9 protein-coding genes and 1 pseudogene are annotated in these 14,115 nt (G+C 69.5%); 7 read left to right on the forward strand and 3 right to left on the reverse strand.

The window, feature by feature from the left end; translation table 11 throughout:
• Positions 1-40: 40 nt before the first annotated feature.
• Positions 41-1,072, forward strand: a complete 1,032-nt coding sequence (locus AOK24_RS09760) for an alanine racemase (protein ID WP_055719658.1) — start codon at positions 41-43, stop codon at positions 1,070-1,072.
• 107 nt (positions 1,073-1,179) lie between these two features.
• Here AOK24_RS09760 and AOK24_RS09765 read toward each other — a convergent pair whose 3' ends face one another.
• Together AOK24_RS09765 and AOK24_RS09770 are read right to left on the reverse strand one after the other, a co-directional pair.
• The gene (locus AOK24_RS09765) at positions 1,180-2,655 is read right to left on the reverse strand and encodes a glycosyltransferase family 87 protein (protein ID WP_055719659.1); all 1,476 of its coding nucleotides are present in this window, start codon (positions 2,653-2,655) and stop codon (positions 1,180-1,182) included.
• A 138-nt stretch (positions 2,656-2,793) separates the two neighbouring features.
• Positions 2,794-5,466, reverse strand: coding sequence for a transglycosylase domain-containing protein (locus AOK24_RS09770; protein WP_206191173.1), 2,673 nt, complete (start codon positions 5,464-5,466; stop codon positions 2,794-2,796).
• A 363-nt stretch (positions 5,467-5,829) separates the two neighbouring features.
• On the opposite strand from AOK24_RS09770, the gene AOK24_RS09775 reads away from it, so the two are divergent.
• The 4 genes from AOK24_RS09775 (at position 5,830) to AOK24_RS09790 (ending at position 9,680) form a co-directional block, all read left to right on the forward strand.
• Positions 5,830-6,510: a PadR family transcriptional regulator gene (locus tag AOK24_RS09775; protein ID WP_055719660.1), complete on the forward strand. Its 681-nt coding sequence runs from the start codon at positions 5,830-5,832 to the stop codon at positions 6,508-6,510.
• Between the two features lie 44 nt (positions 6,511-6,554).
• Positions 6,555-7,637, forward strand: coding sequence for an inositol-3-phosphate synthase (locus AOK24_RS09780; RefSeq protein ID WP_055719661.1), 1,083 nt, complete (start codon positions 6,555-6,557; stop codon positions 7,635-7,637).
• 169 nt (positions 7,638-7,806) lie between these two features.
• The gene (locus AOK24_RS09785) at positions 7,807-9,069 is read left to right on the forward strand and encodes an MFS transporter (protein WP_055719662.1); all 1,263 of its coding nucleotides are present in this window, start codon (positions 7,807-7,809) and stop codon (positions 9,067-9,069) included.
• Between the two features lie 143 nt (positions 9,070-9,212).
• Positions 9,213-9,680 carry an LppU/SCO3897 family protein gene (locus AOK24_RS09790; protein WP_055719663.1) on the forward strand — a complete coding sequence of 156 codons (468 nt, stop codon included), beginning with the start codon at positions 9,213-9,215 and terminating at the stop codon, positions 9,678-9,680.
• A 57-nt stretch (positions 9,681-9,737) separates the two neighbouring features.
• On the opposite strand, the gene AOK24_RS09795 is transcribed toward AOK24_RS09790, so the two are convergent.
• A complete protein-coding gene (locus tag AOK24_RS09795) occupies positions 9,738-11,135 on the reverse strand; it encodes a CCA tRNA nucleotidyltransferase (protein WP_055719664.1) in 1,398 nt (465 codons plus the stop codon).
• Positions 11,136-11,438: 303 nt separating this feature from the next.
• Here AOK24_RS09795 and AOK24_RS09800 point away from each other — a divergent pair, with 303 nt between their 5' ends.
• Both AOK24_RS09800 and AOK24_RS09805 read left to right on the forward strand, forming a co-directional pair.
• Entirely contained in the window at positions 11,439-13,760 is a 2,322-nt protein-coding gene (locus AOK24_RS09800) for a DUF6049 family protein (RefSeq protein WP_055719665.1), read from the forward strand.
• A gap of 44 nt (positions 13,761-13,804) precedes the next feature.
• A pseudogene (locus tag AOK24_RS09805) lies at positions 13,805-14,115 on the forward strand (murein biosynthesis integral membrane protein MurJ); the annotation flags it as partial.

Raw genomic sequence — 14,115 nt, forward strand, 5'->3', positions numbered from 1 at the left:
CACTCCTGACACCTCCCCGAGAAAGGTCCCAGGTCCGGCCATGGCGCTCACCCTCTACGTCGACACCGCGCGCTGGCGGGCGCACCACAAGCACGTGCAGGACCAGTTCCCGGGTCTCGTCCCGGTCTGCAAGGGCAACGGCTACGGCTTCGGGCACGAGCGCCTCGCGGAGGAGGCGACCCGCCTCGGCTCGGACGTCCTGGCCGTCGGTACGACGTACGAGGCCGCGCGGATCAAGGACTTCTTCGGCGGTGACCTGCTGGTGCTGACGCCCTACCGGCGCGGCGAGGAGCCCGTACCGCTGCCGGACCGGGTGATCCGCTCGGTCTCGTCGATCGACGGCGTGTACGGGCTGGTGGGTGCCCGGGTGGTCATCGAGGTGATGTCCTCGATGAAGCGGCACGGCATCAGCGAGCAGGACCTGCCGCAGCTGCACGCCGCGATCGAGAACGTCCGCCTGGAGGGCTTCGCGATCCACCTGCCGCTGGACCGCACGGACGGCTCGGACGCCGTCGAGGAGGTCATCGGCTGGATGGACCGGCTGCGCGCGGCCCGGCTGCCGCTGCACACGATGTTCGTCAGCCACCTGAAGGCCGAGGACCTGGGCCGGCTCCAGCAGCAGTTCCCGCAGACCCGTTTCCGGGCACGGATCGGTACGCGGCTGTGGCTGGGGGACCACGACGCCACGGAGTACCACGGCTCGGTCCTGGACGTCACACGCGTCGCGAAGGGCGACCGGTTCGGCTACCGCCAGCAGAAGGCGGCCTCGGACGGCTTCCTGGTGGTCGTGGCGGGCGGTACGTCGCACGGGGTGGGCCTGGAGGCGCCGAAGGCGCTGCACGGCGTCATGCCGCGCGCCAAGGGCGTCGCCCGCGCGGGCCTGGCCACGGTGAACCGCAACCTGTCGCCGTTCGTCTGGGGCGGCAAGCAGCGCTGGTTCGCCGAGCCGCCGCACATGCAGGTGTCGATCCTGTTCGTCCCCTCCGACGCCCCGGAACCGAAGGTCGGCGACGAGCTGGTGGCCCATCTGCGGCACACCACCACGCAGTTCGACCGCCTCGTCGACCGCTGACGAGCGCCCCCGCCGCACCAGACCGCACGAGAAAGGCCGTACGCGACACCTCGCGTACGGCCTTCTGCGTACCCCATCAGGGCTGTTCGCCCTGAGCGAACGGCCCGTCAGGTCTCCTTGCCCCAGCTGACCTGCGGTCCGTCGAGCGGCTCGTCCCCGCGCAGCGCGGCCCCGACGGAGCTGAGGACGAAGCGGTCCTCGGCGCCGTCCAGCACCCCGCCGGACGGGTCGTCGTCCCCGGCCTGGCGGACGACGTCCCGCTCGGGCAGGAGGATGTCGCGGACGACCATGCCGCAGAAGTAGAGCGTGCCCAGCAGGTGGAAGGCGATGGCCCAGTGGTAGCCGTCCATCGACAACCCCTTGTGGGAGTTGCCGCTGGTCGTGTACGCGAGGTACATCCAGATGCCGAGGAAGTACGCCACCTCGCAGGCCTGCCAGACGAGGAAGTCCCGCCACTTGGGCCGGGCGAGCGCCGCGAGCGGCACCAGCCACAGGACGTACTGCGGCGAGTAGACCTTGTTGGTGACGATGAACGCGGCCACCACCAGGAACGCGAGCTGTGCGAAGCGCGGGCGGCGCGGGGCGGTCAGGGTGAGGATCGCGATGCCCAGGAAGCAGAGCAGGACCAGCAGCGTGGCCAGCGTGTTGACGCTGTCGGTGGTGAGCGGGTCGGAGGACTTCTGGGACATGATCAGCCAGAAGGAGCCGAAGTCGACGCCGCGCTCCTGGCTGAACGTGTAGAACTTCGACCAGCCGTCGAAGGCGAACAGCATCACCGGCAGGTTCACCACGAGCCAGGCGACCGCCGCGCCGCCGAGGCCCTTGCCGAAGTCCCGCCACTTGCCGGCCCGCCAGCACAGCAGGAACAGCGGCCCGAGCAGGAAGACGGGGTACAGCTTGGCGGCCGTGGCGAGCCCCAGGAGGACACCGAAGGCCAGGGAGCGGCCCCGCGCCCACATCAGCATCGCCGCGGCCGTCAGGGCGCCGGCCAGCAGGTCCCAGTTGATGGTGGCGGTCAGCACGAAGGCGGGCGCCAGGGCGACCAGCAGACCGTCCCAGGGGCGGCGGGCGTGCGTCCGGGAGACGCAGACCGCGATGACCGCGGCGCAGATCATCAGCATCCCGGCGTTGACCATCCAGTACCACTGCTCCTGGTGCTGGATGGTGCCGCTGTGCGGGGTGAGCCAGCTCGCGACCTGCATGAACACGCCGGTCAGCACCGGGTATTCGAGGTACTGCATATCGCCGGCGAACCGGTCGAAGTACGGCACGAGGCCGTCGGCGAAGCCGCGTCCCTGGTAGAGGTGCGGGATGTCCGAGTAGCAGGCGTGCGTGTACTGCGTGGAGGCGCCGAAGAACCAGCCGCCGTTGTAGCAGGGCGCCTTCTGGATCAGCCCGAGGGCGAACATCCCGATGGCCACGAGGGCGATGACCCGGACGGGGGTCCACCAGGACGTCCCGATCAGGGCGCGCCGGCCGATGGGTCCGCCGATCAGCTCACTGCCGGCCTCGGCGATCCGGTCTTCCTTGGTGGGCCGTACCGGGTCCGGCTCGTGCACGGGCGTCGATTCTGCACTGGGCATGGCGCACATCCTGCCGTACCGGCCTGGGAAAAAACCGGGGGCCGCCGCACCTCGTCCGGTGCGACGGCCCTCATGCTCTGTTTCACGTGAAACATGGCGATGTTTCACGTGAAACACCCGAGTCGGGCAAGCGGTCCGTTATCCGGTGGAGGTGCCTCCCGAGTTCGCACCGCCGAAGAGGCCGCCCGAGCTTCCTCTGGACGTGTCCCCTGTGTCGTCGCTCGTCGACGGCGATGGGCTGGAGCCGCCGGTACCGCCGCCGTTGTCGCCGCCCTGCGTGGTGCCCGCGTCCTGGCCGCCGTTCTCGCACCCGAAGCCGAAGGCGCCGCAGGTGTCGGAGGGGCTCGGCGAGGGCGAGGGGCTGTTCTGGCTGGGCGAGGGGCTCGGCGAGGAGCTCGGCTCGTCACTCTCGGAGGCCGAGGGCGACGGGGTCGGCGACGGCTCGGGGTTGAGGACCTCACCGATCGGCTCCGGCTCCGGGAACGACTCCGCGCGCTGGCCCTTGAGGGCCTCCTCCATGTAGTCGTGCCAGATCTCCGCCGGGAACGAGGCGCCGTGGATCTTCTTCTGGCCGCCCGTGCCGAACATCTTCAGGAACTCACGGTTCTTGTTGGTCTCGTCGTCGTCGTACCGGAACATCGTGATCGCGGTCGACAGCTGCGGGGTGTACCCGACGAACCAGGCGGACCGGTTGCCGTCGGTGGTACCGGTCTTGCCCGCCACGTCACGGCCGGTGAGCTGGGCGGCCGTACCGGTGCCCTTGTCGACGACGGTCTTGAGGATGTCGGTGACGTTGTCGGCGACCTTCTTGGTGAAGGCGTCCTTGGTGACCGTCTCGTGCTTGAAGTTGACGTCCTTGCCCGTGGCCTCCGTGACGGAGAACGGCTCGCGCTGCTTGCCGCTGGCCGCGAAGGTGGCGTACGAGGACGCCATGCGGATCGCGCTGGGGTCGGAGATGCCGATGGAGAACGACGGGAAGGTCGTGCCCGTCAGGCTGCCCGGCTTCAGGCCCGCGCTGACCGCGGCCTCCTTCACCTTGTCCAGGCCGACGTCCATACCGAGCTGTACGAAGGCGGAGTTCACGGACTCGCGCATCGCCTCACGCAGGTCGATCTTGTAGTCCGGTGGACTGCCGAGGGAGACGTCGCCGTCGTTGGTCTGGAGCCACTCCCTGCCCTTGTCGTCCTTCCAGACGTTCCCGTCGTACTCCTTGATCTTGAGCTTGTTCTTGCCGCTGAACATGCTCTTGGGGGAGACGATGGTGCGCTCGTCCTGGGCCTGGGAGGTGCCGAGCTTCGGATCGCGAACGCCCCAGGTCATCGCGGCGGCGAGGACGAAGGGCTTGAAGGTCGAACCGACCTGGGCACCGGTCTGGTCGGCGTTGTTGGTGAAGTGCTGGGTGGAGTCCACACCGCCGTAGATCGCCTCGATGGCGCCCGAGTCCGGGTTGACCGAGGCGCCGCCGAACTGGACGTGGGTGTCGGTGTCCGGGCGCTGCTCGGGCTTGATGTTGGCGTCCTGGACCGCCTTGACCGACTTCTCCAGCTCGGCGACCTTCTTCTTGTCGAAGGTCGTGTAGATGGAGAGGCCACCGCGCTGGAGCCGGTCCTGGCTGATCCCGGTCGTCTCCTCGTTCGTCACCAGGTAGGCGTTCGCGAGGTCGACCAGGTAGCCGGTCTGGCCCTTCAGGTTGGTGTTCGAGCGGGGGTTCTGCCACTTGGGGAGCGTCGTGTACTTCGCCCGCTCCGCCGCGGCGAGGTGGCCGTACTCGACCATCTTGTTCAGCGTGTCCTGCATCTGGCGCGTGGCCCGGATGGTGTTCTTCTCGGCCGAGGCGTTCGGGTCGACGGACGGCAGGCCCGCCGGGTCGTAGTACGTCGCGCCCTTCAGCATCGCCGCCAGGAAGGCGCACTCACCGGGGTTGAGCTCCCTGGCCTTCTTGTCGAAGTACGCGTGCGCGGCGGCCTCGATGCCGTAGGCGTTGCGCCCGTAGTAGGCCGAGTTCAGGTACCCGGCCATGATCTCGTCCTTGGAGACGTTGTTGCCGACCTTGATCGACACGAAGATCTCCTTGAGCTTGCGGGAGATCGTCTGCGACTGGTCGGCGAGCATGGCGTTCTTGACGTACTGCTGGGTGATCGTGGAGCCACCCTGCGTCTGGCCGCCCCGGGCCATGTTGAAGACGGCGCGGGCGATGCCCTTGGGGTCGATGCCGCTGTCCGTGTAGAAGGACTTGTTCTCCTGCGAGATGACCGCGAACTGCATCGCCTTGGGGATCTCGGGGAGATCGACGATCTGGCGGTTCGTCTCCCCCCCGGTGGCGACCATCTGGGTCTTGTCGCTCCAGTAGTAGACGTTGTTCTGCGCCGTGGCGGTCTCGTCGAGCTTCGGGATGCCCACGAAGGCGTACGCGACGCTCGCCGCGGCCATCATGCTGCCGAAGAAGCCGAGGCACAGCCCCGTGACGAGCTTCCAGGACGGCATCCAGCGCTGCCAGCCGTACTTGTCGTGACGCGGGTAGTCGATCAGGCGCTTGCGGCCGGAGGGCTGACGGGCCCGCCCCCGTCCGGGACCTGGATCAGGCGCCTTGCGGCGGCCTCCTCCGGAAGGTCTCTGCGCGGCGCGCCGGGCGTCGGCCCGGCCGCCGTACGGCCGTTCCTCGGCTCCCGACTGGTACAGACCGTCGGAAGGGGACCCGGTGTCACCCCGCGGTGCCGCGCGGCGGCCGGAGGACGAGCCGGACTGGCCGCGCCGGGCCGCGGCACGTCCGCCTCCTTGCGGCTGCGACTGTTTGCGACGGTGCTCGCTCATCGAACGACTACTCCTCGGGCAGGCGCACCCGTGGGCGCCTGGAAACAACGGCGGCTTTTTTCCGGTCCCCCCGATGTACGGACGCGGCCGGTATCGCATTCATCCGTACGGCAGCGGGGGCGGTGGCGCCCTCCGGCGTCACATGGCTCCCGGTGGTCTGCATGGCGCACACACTACGCACCGCCAAAACCCGTCGAGCTCCGAAGTTCACCCCAAATCAGGCAAGTTGCTTCCAACGTTTCGGTGATGTGATCCCGTTCACCGATCTCCCTCTTGTCGGGTCCGGAAGGTCGTTCTATCGTCGTGATGTATCGAGTCGATACATCGGAGCGGCATAGACGTGGCGGGGAAGAAGGAGGAGTGATGAGCCGACGGTCCGGAATCCTCGAATTCGCCGTCCTCGGACTGCTCCGCGAGTCCCCGATGCACGGCTATGAGCTGCGCAAACGGCTCAACACCTCGCTGGGCGTGTTCCGGGCCTTCAGCTACGGCACGCTCTACCCCTGCCTCAAGACGCTGGTCGCGAACGGCTGGTTGATCGAAGAGGCGGGGAACACCCCCGAGGAAGCCCCGGCCGTCCCGCTCACGGGACGCCGCGCCAAGATCGTCTACAGGTTGACGGCGGAGGGCAAGGAACACTTCGAGGAACTCCTCTCGCAGACCGGGCCCGACGCCTACGAGGACGAGCACTTCGCGGCTCGCTTCGCGTTCTTCGGGCAGACCTCCCGTGACGTGCGCATGCGCGTCCTGGAGGGCCGGCGCAGCCGTTTGGAGGAACGGCTGGAGAAGATGCGCGCCTCGCTCGCGCGCACCCGGGAGCGCCTCGACGACTACACGCTCGAACTCCAGCGCCACGGGATGGAGTCCGTGGAGCGCGAAGTGCGCTGGCTGAACGAGCTGATCGAGAGCGAGCGGGCGGGCCGGGATCTCAAGAGCCCCGCCCATGGAGAACCCGCTCGCGACACCACAGAGGGAGCGCCGGGCGTCCTGCCCCGGCCCGGGGAGCACCCCGGTCCGGATACGCCCGGCGACACCACCGCGTGAGGCCCCTGCCAGGGCCTCACTCAAACACACAGGGAGCAACCGGAATGGGTTCGGTTCGCGTAGCCGTCGTCGGTGTGGGCAACTGCGCCGCGTCGCTGGTGCAGGGAGTCGAGTACTACAAGGACGCCGACCCGGCGTCGAAGGTCCCCGGCCTGATGCATGTCCAGTTCGGTGACTACCACGTCAAGGACATCGAGTTCGTCGCCGCGTTCGACGTGGACGCCAAGAAGGTCGGCCTCGACCTGGCGGACGCCATCGGTGCCTCCGAGAACAACACCATCAAGATCTGCGACGTCCCGCGCACGGGCGTGAAGGTCCGGCGGGGCCACACCCTCGACGGGCTCGGCAAGTACTACCGCGAGACCATCGAGGAGTCCGACGCCGAGCCGGTCGACGTCGTCAAGGTCCTCAAGAAGAAGCAGGTCGACGTCCTCGTCTGCTACCTGCCCGTCGGTTCCGAGGCCGCGGCGAAGTTCTACGCCCAGTGCGCCATCGACGCCAAGGTCGCCTTCGTCAACGCCCTCCCGGTCTTCATCGCCGGTACGAAGGAGTGGGCGGACAAGTTCACCGAGGCCGGTGTCCCGATCGTCGGTGACGACATCAAGTCCCAGGTCGGCGCGACCATCACGCACCGCGTCATGGCGAAGCTGTTCGAGGACCGGGGCGTGGTCCTGGACCGCACGATGCAGCTGAACGTCGGCGGCAACATGGACTTCAAGAACATGCTGGAGCGCGACCGGCTGGAGTCCAAGAAGATCTCCAAGACGCAGGCCGTCACCTCGCAGATCCCCGACCGGGACCTCGGCGAGAAGAACGTCCACATCGGCCCCTCCGACTACGTCGCCTGGCTCGACGACCGCAAGTGGGCGTACGTCCGCCTGGAGGGCCGCGCGTTCGGTGACGTCCCGCTGAACCTGGAGTACAAGCTGGAGGTCTGGGACTCCCCGAACTCCGCCGGCGTCATCATCGACGCGCTGCGCGCCGCGAAGATCGCCAAGGACCGCGGCATCGGCGGCCCGATCCTCTCCGCGTCCTCGTACTTCATGAAGTCCCCGCCGGTCCAGTACTTCGACGACGAGGCCCGCGAGAACGTCGAGAAGTTCATCCGCGGCGACGTCGAGCGCTAAGCACCACCCCCGGCGGGTCATGTTTCACGTGAAACAACGGCCGTTCTGAACGACCGTTTCACGTGAAACACAGCCCGCCACCCCACCGAAATTCGCTCCTGCCAGGGCTCAGAAGGAAGGTCCCCGGGTCATTCGATCCGGGGACCTTCTCCCATGTGAGGCTGTCCCCATGTCCGTCGTCCGTGATCTGCGCGTCCTGCTGCGCCTGGGGAACTTCCGCCGACTGCTCGCCGTACGGCTGCTCTCCCAGTGCGCGGACGGCGTCTACCAGGTCGCGCTGGCGACGTACGTCGTCTTCTCCCCGGAGAAGCAGACCTCGCCCGGCGCGATCGCCTCCGCGATGGCGGTTCTACTGCTGCCGTACTCCCTCGTCGGCCCCTTCGCGGGCGTCCTGCTCGACCGCTGGCGGCGCCGGCAGGTTTTTCTGTACGGCAATCTCCTGCGCGCCGGGCTCGCCTCGGTCACGGCCGTGCTGATCCTGGCCGACGTCCCGGACTGGCTCTTCTACGCCTCCGCGCTCTGCGTCACCGCCGTCAACCGCTTCGTCCTCGCGGGACTGTCCGCCGCGCTGCCCAGGGTCGTCGACGCGGAACGCCTCGTCGTCGCCAACTCCCTCTCCCCGACGGCCGGAACGCTCGCGGCGACGGCGGGCGGCGGCCTCGCCTTCGGGGTACGGATCCTGGTGTCCGACTCCGACGCGGCGGTGGTCCTGCTGGGGGCGGCGCTGTACCTGTGCTCGGCACTGGCGTCCCTGCGGCTCGCCGTCGAGCTGCTCGGCCCCGAACTCGGCGCGGTCCAGCCCCGGTTGGCGGACGCGCTGCGGGGTACGGCGCGCGGGCTGGCGGCCGGGGTCCGGCATCTCGCCGCGCCGCAACGCCGGGCCGCCGCCTGGGCGCTGGGCTCGATGACCCTCATGCGGTTCTGCTACGGCGCCCTCACCGTCACCGTGCTGATGCTCTGCCGGTACGCCTGGTCCTCGGACCCCGACGACGGTCTCGCCCTCCTCGGCCTGGCCGTCGGGATCTCCGGCGCGGGGTTCTTCGTGGCCGCGCTGGTGACTCCGTCGGCTGCGAGGCGGCTCGGTCCCGTCCGCTGGATCGTCGTCTGCGCCGCCGCTGCCGCGCTCCTGGAACCGGCCCTCGGCCTGACCTTCGCCCAGCTTCCCGTCCTGGTGCTGGCGTTCCTCCTGGGCCTCGTCACCCAGGGCGCGAAGATCGCCACCGACACGATCGTCCAGTCCGCCGTGGACGACGCCTACCGGGGCCGGATCTTTTCGCTCTACGACGTCCTCTTCAACGTCGCGTTCGTCGGCGCGGCGGCCGTCGCGGCGCTCATGCTCCCGCCGGACGGCCGGTCCATCGCGCTGGTGATAACAATTGCCGTTATCTACGCGGCAGTAGCTGGCGCTATGTCCCGCTTTGAACGCCAGTAAGTGTCACATCAGCGCTACAGGCGCTTTCCAGACACGGAGAGTGTCAGTGGTGGCCTGTACTTTACGTGGGTCTTATCTCGCGCCGGACGACCGGACGCATCGACGTCCGGCGTGCGCATCCACGTTCCAGGGGGACCCTCCGCATGACCACTCCGCCGCCTCAGGGCCAGAACCCGTACGCCCAGCAGCCCGTGCCGATGGGGCAGCCGCAGACGCAGCCGTACGGCCTCCCGGGCCAGGACGGACCGTTCCAGGGAGCGCCGGTTCCGCCCGCGCCGCCGAGGCGGAACAAGAAGCTGGCCCGCGTTCTCGGCGTCGTCGGGATGATCGTGGTCGCCATCGTCGTCAAGCTGGGCATCGGCGCGGTGTTCAGCAGCGACACCGAGGCCGAGGGCACCTCGGTCGGCGCCTGCATGCACAACAACGGCACCGACTCCAAGCCCGACCTCACCGAGGTCGACTGCTCGTCGAGCAAGGCCCAGTACAAGGTCGTCCAGAAGTTCGACGACACCAGCGACGACTCGAAGTGCGAGGCCGTCAAGGAGGCCACCGTCTCCTACTACCAGATCGGCGCCGGGCACAACGTCGTCCTGTGCCTGAAGGACGTCTGAGCCGAGAAGCACTGAGGGGCGATGTTTCACGTGAAACATCGCCCCTCTCTCATGCCCTCACCCCTGCCCCGCCCACCACTCCTTGAGCGCCGCCACCGCCGTGTCATGCTCCATCGGCCCGTTCTCCAGCCGCAGTTCCAGCAGGAACTTGTACGCCTTCCCGATCGCCGGCCCCGGACCGACCCCCAGGATCTCCATGATCTGGTTGCCGTCGAGGTCGGGGCGGATCGCGTCGAGTTCCTCCTGCTTGCCGAGTTCGACGATCCGCTCCTCCAGCCCGTCGTACGCGCGGGAGAGGCTCACGGCCTTGCGCCGGTTGCGGGTCGTGCAGTCGGAGCGGGTCAGCTTGTGGAGCCGGGAGAGGAGGGGACCGGCGTCACGGACGTAGCGGCGGACCGCGGAGTCGGTCCACTCGCCGGCGCCGTAGCCGTGGAAGCGCAGGTGGAGTTCGACGAGCCGGGAGACGTCCTTCACCAGCTCGTTGGAGTACTTCAGGGCCGTCATCCGCTTCGTGGTCATCTTCGCGCCGACCACCTCGTGGTGGTGGAAGGAGACCCGCCCGTCGCTCTCGAAGCGCCGGGTGCGCGGCTTGCCGATGTCGTGGAGGAGCGCGGCCAGCCGCAGGACGAGGTCGGGGCCGTCCTCCTCCAGGGCCATCGCCTGTTCGAGGACGATCAGCGTGTGCTCGTACACGTCCTTGTGCCGGTGGTGCTCGTCGCTCTCCAGGCGCAGCGCGGGCAGCTCGGGCAGGACGCGCTCGGCGAGGCCCGTGTCGACGAGGAGCGTGAGGCCCTTGCGGGGGTGCGCGGAGAGGATCAGCTTGTTCAGCTCGTCCCGGACGCGCTCGGCGGAGACGATCCCGATCCGCTCGGCCATGTCCGTCATCGCGGTGACGACCTCGGGGGCGACCTCGAAGTCGAGCTGGGCGGCGAACCGCGCGGCCCGCATCATCCGCAGGGGGTCGTCCGAGAAGGAGTCCTCCGGGGTGCCGGGGGTGCGCAGGACGCGCGCGGCGAGGTCGTCGAGGCCGCCGTGCGGGTCGATGAACGTCCGCTCGGGGAGGGCGAGGGCCATCGCGTTGACGGTGAAGTCCCGGCGGACGAGGTCCTCCTCGATGGATTCGCCGTAGGACACCTCGGGCTTGCGGGAGGTCCGGTCGTACGCCTCGGAGCGGTAGGTGGTGACCTCGATCTGCCAGCCGTCCTTCTGCGCGCCGACCGTCCCGAAGGCGATCCCGACCTCCCACACCGCGTCCGCCCACGGCCGGACGATCTTGAGGACGGCCTCGGGGCGGGCGTCGGTCGTGAAGTCGAGGTCGTTGCCGAGCCGGCCCAGCAGCGCGTCCCGGACCGAGCCGCCGACCAGGGCGAGGGAGAACCCGGCCTCCTGGAAGCGGCGGGCGAGGTCGTCGGCGACGGGCGCGACGTCGAGGTTGTCTTTGTTGGCGTTCGGCACAACAGAAAAGGGTACGTGGCCCCGGGAGCGCCGGGCTCCCGGATTTCGGCTCGCGGGATACGGCAGGGGCGGTGAAGGAGCCCCGCCCGATACCTGCACAGGATCCGCCCGCGCACCCGCGCGCGCCGCGACCGGGACCGCTCCCCTCTATAAGGACCCCTTTACAAGGACACATTGGGGACGCCTCACCCCCACTTTCCGATCTTGTGGACCAGACCGCGGCACTTACCTTCCGCGCGCCTCGTTACCATGCGTGGACGCACATTCCGACGACCACTGACGACGACGAGGGACGGCGAACGCGTGGCCGAGGCGGCAGACAACCCGGGGTCGACCCCCTCACCTGCCCGCCGCTGGCTGCGGCGCACCGGGGCACTGCTCGCGGGCGCGCCCCTGCTGGCCGGGCTGCTGCTGCCCGCTGCCACGACGGCGCAGGCGGCGCCCGAGGCCGTCAAGGAGGCGTCCGACGCGGGCACGGTGTCCGTCGCCGTCGACGCGCTCACCCCGACCGTCCCGAAGGACGGCGACACGCTGACCGTGTCCGGCACGGTGACCAACAACGGCAAGCGTGCGGTGACCGACGCGCACGTCGATCTGCGCGTCGGCTCCGTGCTGACGACCCGCTCGGCGATCGCGGACGCCGCCAAGCGCTCCGACTCCGTGTCCGGCGCGGACGGCAGCCCGCTGGGCGGGGCGTACACCGCGAAGTTCACGACGCTCACACCCGGCGTGGCCCAGCCGTTCACGATCACCGTCCCGGTCGACAAGCTGGAGCTGGACGGCGACGGGATCTACCCGCTGGGCGTCACGCTCTCCGGCGAGAAGGCCGGGCAGTCCTGGGACCAGGTCCTGGGCGCGCGGCGGACGTTCCTGCCGTGGCGGTCCGAGCCGGACACGACGACGAGGACGACCGTCCTGTGGCCGCTGATCTCGACCGTGCACGTGACGGCGGAGACGGGCTCGAACCAGCAGCAGACCCCGGTCTTCCTCAACGACGACCTCGCGGCGGAGATCGCGCCCGGCGGCCGGCTGGAGCAGCTCGTGGCGCTGGGCAAGACCCTGGACGTCACCTGGGTGATCGACCCGGACCTGCTGGCGTCCGTGGACGCGATGAGCGGCGGCTACCGCGTCCAGGCCGGCGACGACACCACCGTCGCGGGCACCCACTCGGCCGTCGCGAAGCAGTTCCTCGACGAGCTCCAGGGCGCCGTAACCGGCAAGGAGGTCGTCGCGCTGCCGTTCGCCGACCCCGACCTGGCCGCCCTCGCGCACAACGGCACGAACGTCACGGGCACGCTGAACCAGCTGAAGGCCGCCACGGACGTCGCCGCGACGACGGTGGAGACCGTCCTGCACGTCACGCCGTCCACGGACTTCGCGTGGCCGGTGAACGGCGCCGTCGACCCGTCGATCGTCAAGGTCGCGACCTCGGCGGGCGCCGACAAGGTGATCGCCCGCAGCGACAGCCTGGAGGACGACCTGTCGTACACGCCCTCCGCGGCCCGCCCGATCGGCGGCGGCACCACGGCGGTCGTCGCCGACTACCGGCTGTCGACGGCGTTCCAGGGCGACCTGACGAGCGCGGCGGCGGCCACCCTCGCCGTACAGAACTTCCTGGCGCAAAGCCTCGCGCTGAACCTCCAGAACGACAAGCAGCGCAGTGTCGTCGTCGCGCCGCAGCGGATGCCGACCGCCGGGCAGGCGCAGGCGCTCGCGAAGGCCGTGACCGCGTTGCAGGGCAGCTCCTGGTCCCAGGCGCAGGCCCTCACGGCGACCGCGGCGGTCAAGCCCGACCCGGGTGCCGCCACGACGGTGCCGGGCAGGTCGTCGTACCCGTCGTCGCCGCGCAAGCAGGAGATGGCGAAGGCGGCGTTCCAGGAGATCGCCGACACGCAGGGCAAGCTCGACAACTTCAAGGTGATCCTGACCGACGAGTCGCGGGTCGTGACCCCCTTCGGGCGGGCCATAAACCGGGAGATGTCGACGTCGTGGCGCGGTCGCGGCGCGGCGGCGGGCTCCTACCGGCAGGGCGTCGCCGCGCACCTGACGACGCTCACCGACCAGGTCCGGCTGATCGACAAGTCGGAGACCAAGCTGTCGGGGCGCAGCGCCACGATCCCGGTGACCGTGCAGAACAGCCTGGTGCAGGGCGTCGACCACCTGGTCCTGCGGATCACCTCGACGAACCCGACGCGCCTGGAGATCGCCGGCCACGACTGGGCCGAGCAGGACATCACGGTCTCCGGCGGGCACAGCACGAGCGTGAAGTTCACCACGTCCGCGAACGCCAACGGCAAGACGGCGGTCGTCGCGCAGCTCTACACCCAGGACGGCCAGCCGTACGGCAAGGAAGTCGTCTTCGACGTGAAGGTCACCGAGATCACGGCCACGGTCATGCTGGTCATCGGCGGCGGCTTCCTGCTGCTCGTCCTGGCCGGCTTCCGGATGTACACCCACCGCAAGCGCGCCGCCGCCCGCGCGGCACAGAGCGACGCCGGTGAGTCCACCGAGGAGTCCACCGCCCGGCCCGGGGAAGACGACCCGCAGCAGCCGAGTGACGAGTCACCGGACACCGCAGCGGAAAGCACGGACCCGTCCGGCACGGGTGAGAGAGTGGACCGTTGAGGATGTCGTGGCCGGTCGGCCCGGGACGATGAGGTGGGGTAACCATGAACGCGCCGTACGACGGTGACCGCGGCCAGGGCGTGGGCGGCTCGGGCCACCCCGAGGGCCCGCCGCCGCCCGAGCACGGCCAGGTGCCGCAGCAGCCCGCCGACCCGTACCTCCAGGACGCCTTCGCCCAGGACCCCTACCGCGCGCAGGACCTCACCGCCCAGGACCCGGTCACCGAGGCGCTGTACGACCGCGCCGCGCACCCCCCGCCGCCGCCCGGCACCTACCCCTCGCAGCCCCTCTACGGCCAGCCCCAGCCCTCGCCGTACGCCCCCGACCCGCAGGTCTGGGCCCAGCCCCCGGCGCC

Origin of the sequence: Streptomyces niveiscabiei, from assembly GCF_001419795.1 — a bacterium.
Classification (GTDB): Bacteria; Actinomycetota; Actinomycetes; order Streptomycetales; family Streptomycetaceae; genus Streptomyces; species Streptomyces niveiscabiei.

What these genes read in the sequence shown, in the direction of transcription:
- AOK24_RS09760 (WP_055719658.1), top strand. Translation starts at nt 41, where the DNA reads ATGGCGCTCACCCTCTACGTCGACACCGCGCGCTGGCGGGCGCACCAC.
- AOK24_RS09765 (WP_055719659.1), bottom strand. Translation starts at nt 2,655, where the DNA reads ATGCCCAGTGCAGAATCGACGCCCGTGCACGAGCCGGACCCGGTACGG.
- AOK24_RS09770 (WP_206191173.1), bottom strand. Translation starts at nt 5,466, where the DNA reads ATGAGCGAGCACCGTCGCAAACAGTCGCAGCCGCAAGGAGGCGGACGT.
- AOK24_RS09775 (WP_055719660.1), top strand. Translation starts at nt 5,830, where the DNA reads ATGAGCCGACGGTCCGGAATCCTCGAATTCGCCGTCCTCGGACTGCTC.
- AOK24_RS09780 (WP_055719661.1), top strand. Translation starts at nt 6,555, where the DNA reads ATGGGTTCGGTTCGCGTAGCCGTCGTCGGTGTGGGCAACTGCGCCGCG.
- AOK24_RS09785 (WP_055719662.1), top strand. Translation starts at nt 7,807, where the DNA reads ATGTCCGTCGTCCGTGATCTGCGCGTCCTGCTGCGCCTGGGGAACTTC.
- AOK24_RS09790 (WP_055719663.1), top strand. Translation starts at nt 9,213, where the DNA reads ATGACCACTCCGCCGCCTCAGGGCCAGAACCCGTACGCCCAGCAGCCC.